The organism is Solilutibacter silvestris (assembly GCF_050574925.1).
Classification (GTDB): Bacteria; Pseudomonadota; Gammaproteobacteria; order Xanthomonadales; family Xanthomonadaceae; genus Solilutibacter; species Solilutibacter silvestris_A.
Genome location: NZ_JBCMOO010000010.1, coordinates 1 through 5,065 on the forward strand (window position 1 = coordinate 1; position 5,065 = coordinate 5,065).

Sequence of the window (5,065 nt, forward strand, 5' to 3'; positions counted from 1 at the left end):
GTGCGGTTTTGGGCTAGCGTAGCGTAGAGCCCAAAACCGTGCCGCGAAGCGGTGTCGGCTTGAACGATTAGTTAGGCATTCCTCAAGACTAAGATGCCAACGAGGAGCCGCTTTTCCCATTGTTGGTTGACGAAAATGCCACTCGGGGCCAGCTTTTGTTGTTGCTCCTAACCTACGGCTCTTGCTCTTAATAAGGCTTACTTTGATTTCGTCGTGGCCGCCTGAAGCCAGCTTGCGCGCCAAGAGCGGAGGAGGGTTCAGAAGCCGGGAGTTGCGCGCAAGCGTTCTTTAGCGAGCTTTTGGCGTTTAAAACGAAAGGCGAGAAGGGCCAAGAGTCGGGGGTTTCTGGCTTTAAGGGAAATCTCTTTGCAAAACGCAAATGGAATGCCTAACACCTGAGTTAAGCCGCACCGAGAGTGGCGCGGTTTTGGGCTAGCGTAGCGGAAAGCCCAAAACCGTGCCGCGAAGCGGTGTCGGCTTGAACGATTAGTTAGGCTTGCCTGCGGCGTCTTGTGCAGATTTTTCCGCTGCTAGCTCAGCCTCCACTTCCTTGCCCACTTCGCGCCCCATCTCGGCACCAGCCATCAGCCCCTCTTGAGCTATTGCGGGAGATTCTTTGACCACCTTGCGTCCAAGGGGAGATTCGTAATAAGAGATTAGACCTTTAAGATCGTCTTTTGAGTAGTGCCGATCGTATATCGGGATGTATGCGTCAACGATCTTTTGTGAATCGAATTTTTTACTAACACGGTCAATGACTTCTTTTTGTTCTTGGCTTTTTGATGAGCTCATCAATGCAAATATTTTTCCCTTCATTGCTTCGGCATTGTCCTTAATGCCCATCACCACAAATAGACGATTAATTAGCTGTCTCTTTTCTGGGTCAATTTGACTTTGCGGAGATGATTGAGCGAAAGAGGTGCCTGAGGAAGCGAGAATAAAAATCAGAAGGAATCTGTGTCGGATATTCATCTTTTTCTCCATGGTAAGCCTAACACCTGAGTTAAGCCGCCACGCGCAGTGGTGGTGGACGCGTGCTAGCGTAGCGCAGGCACGCGGACGGTGCCACGAAGCGGGGTCGGCTTGAACGATTAGTTAGGCCGCTGCCAGCTTTGGCAATACTTGTGTAAATAAGAACAGCGCGATGGCTACCCAAGCAACAAAGGTAACGGCTGCAGCAATAGCATAGGTACGAGCCTGGGCGGGGGGCACATTGCGACGTTGCCACGATTGGGCGACGCGCAGCTGCCACGATAGAGCACCGACCACCAAAAAAACAGCAATCGACAGCGCAAATAGTGCTGGATGAGCTGTAATGGAAAAGCCCCGCAAGTAGCCGCCATGATTGGGTACGGCTGCTTCCCAGTTAGATGGAATGCGAGCCTCCGTCGCCCGAAGGGAGGAGCTGGAGTGTGACGCTATGAAAGCGGTAACTAAGCAGAAGCTGGCAAATAACGGAACCAGGAGCACAACCTCGAGCACATAGGCCAGTGGAAACCGAAGAGATTTGAACACGACGGGATGATCCTTGTCAGCGGCCTAACACCTGAGTTAAGTCGCCCCGTGAGTGGCGGCGGACGCGTGCTAGCGTAGCGCAGGCACGCAGACGGTGCCACGAAGCGGGGTCGGCTTGAACGAATAGTTAGGCTGTCGTCCAGCCGATAAGTTGACTGATACCGCCAACCGCTAGCTCTACCCATATCGCCAGAACAACTCCTGAAACGACTACCCCTAAAGCTACGCGCTGGGTAGTGCTTTTCATTCTGGCCGAAACGAGTTCGTAGGAAGTTCCCGCTGCCATTAGGAGTACCCCCATGACAGCAAAGTCTAGAAGTCCCCAGTGCCAGCCTTTTCCCTGAGGCTGGTTGTGATCAATGATCGTCATGACCATAGGAATGGCGAGTAGAAGCGCGGTTCCAATGGCAGGGCGAAGGAGGGGCTGTTTTTTCATTTGAAGTGCTCGTTAAGACTTCCGCAGGAAAGCTACGGTTGCTTTGTGAGGACTCTATGAAGTTGCTCTGGCGCAGCCTAACACCTGAGTTAAGCCGCCCCGGTTTGCGGCGGCGGGTTGCGGCAGACTACCAAAAGCCGTAGGCCGACGCCGCGAAGCGGGGTCGGCTTGAACGAATAGTTAGACCTCACTTTATTGCTTTAATGGCAGTGAGGACAGCTGTCCACAGTACAGCTATTACGCCCAAGTAGACGATGCTCATTGCTACAACTAGTTCAACTAGTGTCTTTGGCTTTTCTTTGATAATAAAAGCAAGAATTCTGTATAGGCGCAGGCGCTTTGACTGGGTTTCTCGCTTAATTGCATCCCGTCTTTCGGCTATTTCTTCGCTTGGCTAAAGGAGCTGTCGAGAAATTCCTCCAGGTTTGCATAGATGGCAAGAAACGTGACTATGCCAAGACCTATGGCCAATATTAGATATAGCCATGATGACTTGTCTTTAAGCCAAACGGAAAATAGAACAAATCCCGCTGATAAGAGCAAGACTTGCGGCGTCAAATTGCGCAGAAAACCAATGAAGTTCCCGCGTCCTTCCTTCGATAGCAGATACATGTCGTGTGAGGTCTAACACCTGAGTTAAGCCGCCCCGGTTTGCGGCGGCGGGCAGCGGCAGACTATCAGAAGCCGCAGACGACGCCGCGAAGCGGGGTCGGCTTGAACGATTAGTTAGACCAATGCGCTCTTCAGTTGACGTACTTCTGCAAGAACGGCTCTATATGGGCTTTGTATGTAGCAGGATCGAAGTCAAACAGATCCACATGTGCAGCACCTTGAACTTCCCAGAATTCTTTAGGTTCGGATGCCGCTTGGTAGATTGACCGAGCTTCGTCAATTCTGGTGTGCTGGTCCTTAGTGCCAGAGGCAATTAAGACAGGGGAACTTAGCCCTTTTAGATGGTCTATGGGCCTGAGCTCCCTGGCTGGGACATCTAACCGGGCAGGGATTTGCCATAGGAGCAGCGGGGCGAAATATGGGCCGAATTTCCCTAAATGGATGGAAAGGCGGTCATTAATGGCGTCGTTAATCGTGGGATACATAGATTCCAGAACAACGGCGTTTGGGCTTTGGTTCGGATTTGAAAGAGCAGTAGATGCAGCGCCCAATGAAACGCCAATAATTCCTACGGGTCGTTTTGGGAATTGTTGATGTAAGTAATTCAGGGAGGCATCCACTGCTTTTGCTTCGTTAAAGCCGAAGGTGATGTGATCCCCGGGTGTTTCACCATGGGCAGGGAGATCAATTAGTAGTACGGAGTAGCCTAAATTTTTGAGCCAACGTGCCCTCGGAACCATTTGAAGTCTGTTGGAACGCACGCCATGCAAGAGAAGTACTGCCCCCTTGGGCTTGGTGCCCCGAATTAGCCAACCGGATATTGGCCCTACTGAGGATTCCACTTTTACAGGCTCGGCTCCGAGATCGGCTGGCGCTGATCCAATTGAGTGTTGAGCGGGTGAAATTAGGACTTGTCCGATGACTAGAGTAACGACAAGACCGGCGGCGACTAATACGACGACAACAATCGCGAGTCTCTTCCATCGCATTGGTCTAACACCTGAGTTAAGCCGCCACGCGAGTGGCGGCGGACGCGTGCTAGCGTAGCGCAGGCACGCGGGCGGTGCCACGAAGCGGGGTCGGCTTGAGCGAACAGTTAGGCGTTCCTCGAGGCTAAGATGCCTACGAGGAGCCGCTTTCGCCATTGTTGGGTGACGAAAATGCTATTTGGAGCCAGCTTCTGTTGTTGCTCGTAAAACTGTAGCTTTGGCTCTTACTAAGACTTACTTTTCTTTCCACCGTAGCTGCCTGAAACCAGTTTGCGCGCCAAGAGCGGAGGAGGGCTCAGGATCCAGTAGTACGCGCAAGCATTCTTTAGTTAGTTTTGGTTTTTGAGCGAAGGCGAGAAGGGCCAAGACCAGAGGATTTCTGGCTTTAAGGGAATTCTCTTTGCAAAACGCCAATGGAACGCCTAACACCTGAGTTAAGCCGCCACGCGCAGTGGCGGCGGACGCGTGCTAGCGTAGCGCAGGCACGCGGACGGTGCCACGAAGCGGGGTCGGATTGAACGAATAGTTAGCCAGATTAGCGAGTTTCGAGCGCTTCGATTTCTTGAATTAGTTTGTAGATTGCAGAATCATTACGTGAGCCCTTAGCGAGGTCGACATAAAGCATTGTTAGTTTCCCGGCGCGGCTAGACCACTTTGGAGACCAGGTATATGCGCATTTACCATGGTGATAGAAAAAATATTGTGTTCCATCCATGCCGAGGGTAGGCAGCGATGAAGCATATATAGTCTCTCGCCTTATAACATCTTCTGATTTAAACGCTAATTTCTGATCGATTTCTGTCGATTTATGCGTTATGCGAGGAAGCTCATGTTCATTCGGCATATCCGCATAGGTAGCGGAAAAAATTTGCGTGGACGACACGGAAATTCCGCTCGGGGGGCTAAATGATGGGATTTCAACAACATAAAATAAAGAATCTAAAGGCGAATCTTTAAAAAGATAATCTTTTGGATTTCTGTCATTTTGAAAATTTGTGGGATAAGGATCATCGCAGGGAGTAAGACCTACATCGTTCACTCTTTCGGAGAGGTGCTTATCTGCTAATGGGTTTCCCTGAGTAATTGTCGAGTTTCTCGGAACAAAGTGAGGGGTAAAAATTAAGATAGCGACAATAACTGCGGTAGCAATAGCCAAGGGGCGATGGAAATTCATAATCTGGCTAACACCTGAGTTAAGCNNGCGGTGTCGGCTTGAACGATTAGTTAGGGCACGCCATCGATTGGCTGCTAACGGGATTCCTCGGTACGAACGCCAAGTAAAAGAAGCCTTCGAATTGCTTTCTCAGTCAAAACATCGTCGTCAATTAGTAAATCAAAGTCCCGGCCTTCGGGATTTGTATAGCAAAGGCAATATGAACCTGGTGCCCCGCTGAGAAAATATTGATACAGGCCAACTCCATTCCCGAACAAATATTCGTCAATTTGCTCGTCCGTCCAGTTTGCTTTCGCGCGATTGGAAACCATGCGTGGGCCCTAACACCTGAGTTAAGCC

At 50.8% G+C, this 5,065-nt stretch carries 5 protein-coding genes; all 5 read right to left on the bottom strand.

The annotated features are described in order from the left end of the window. Positions 1 to 486 precede the first annotated feature (486 nt). On the bottom strand, positions 487 to 972 hold the full coding sequence (locus ABE093_RS12790) for a DUF2059 domain-containing protein (RefSeq protein ID WP_430761300.1): 486 nt from the start codon (positions 970 to 972) through the stop codon (positions 487 to 489). A gap of 123 nt (positions 973 to 1,095) precedes the next feature. Then, the gene (locus ABE093_RS12795; RefSeq protein ID WP_430761301.1) at positions 1,096 to 1,515 is read right to left on the bottom strand and encodes a hypothetical protein; all 420 of its coding nucleotides are present in this window, start codon (positions 1,513 to 1,515) and stop codon (positions 1,096 to 1,098) included. Between the two features lie 127 nt (positions 1,516 to 1,642). After that, positions 1,643 to 1,951 carry a hypothetical protein gene (locus tag ABE093_RS12800; RefSeq protein WP_430761302.1) on the bottom strand — a complete coding sequence of 103 codons (309 nt, stop codon included), beginning with the start codon at positions 1,949 to 1,951 and terminating at the stop codon, positions 1,643 to 1,645. Between the two features lie 743 nt (positions 1,952 to 2,694). Beyond that, positions 2,695 to 3,708, bottom strand: a complete 1,014-nt coding sequence (locus ABE093_RS12805; RefSeq protein WP_430761303.1) for an alpha/beta hydrolase — start codon at positions 3,706 to 3,708, stop codon at positions 2,695 to 2,697. 379 nt (positions 3,709 to 4,087) lie between these two features. Continuing rightward, a complete protein-coding gene (locus tag ABE093_RS12810; RefSeq protein WP_430761304.1) occupies positions 4,088 to 4,726 on the bottom strand; it encodes a hypothetical protein in 639 nt (212 codons plus the stop codon). Positions 4,727 to 5,065: the final 339 nt, after the last annotated feature.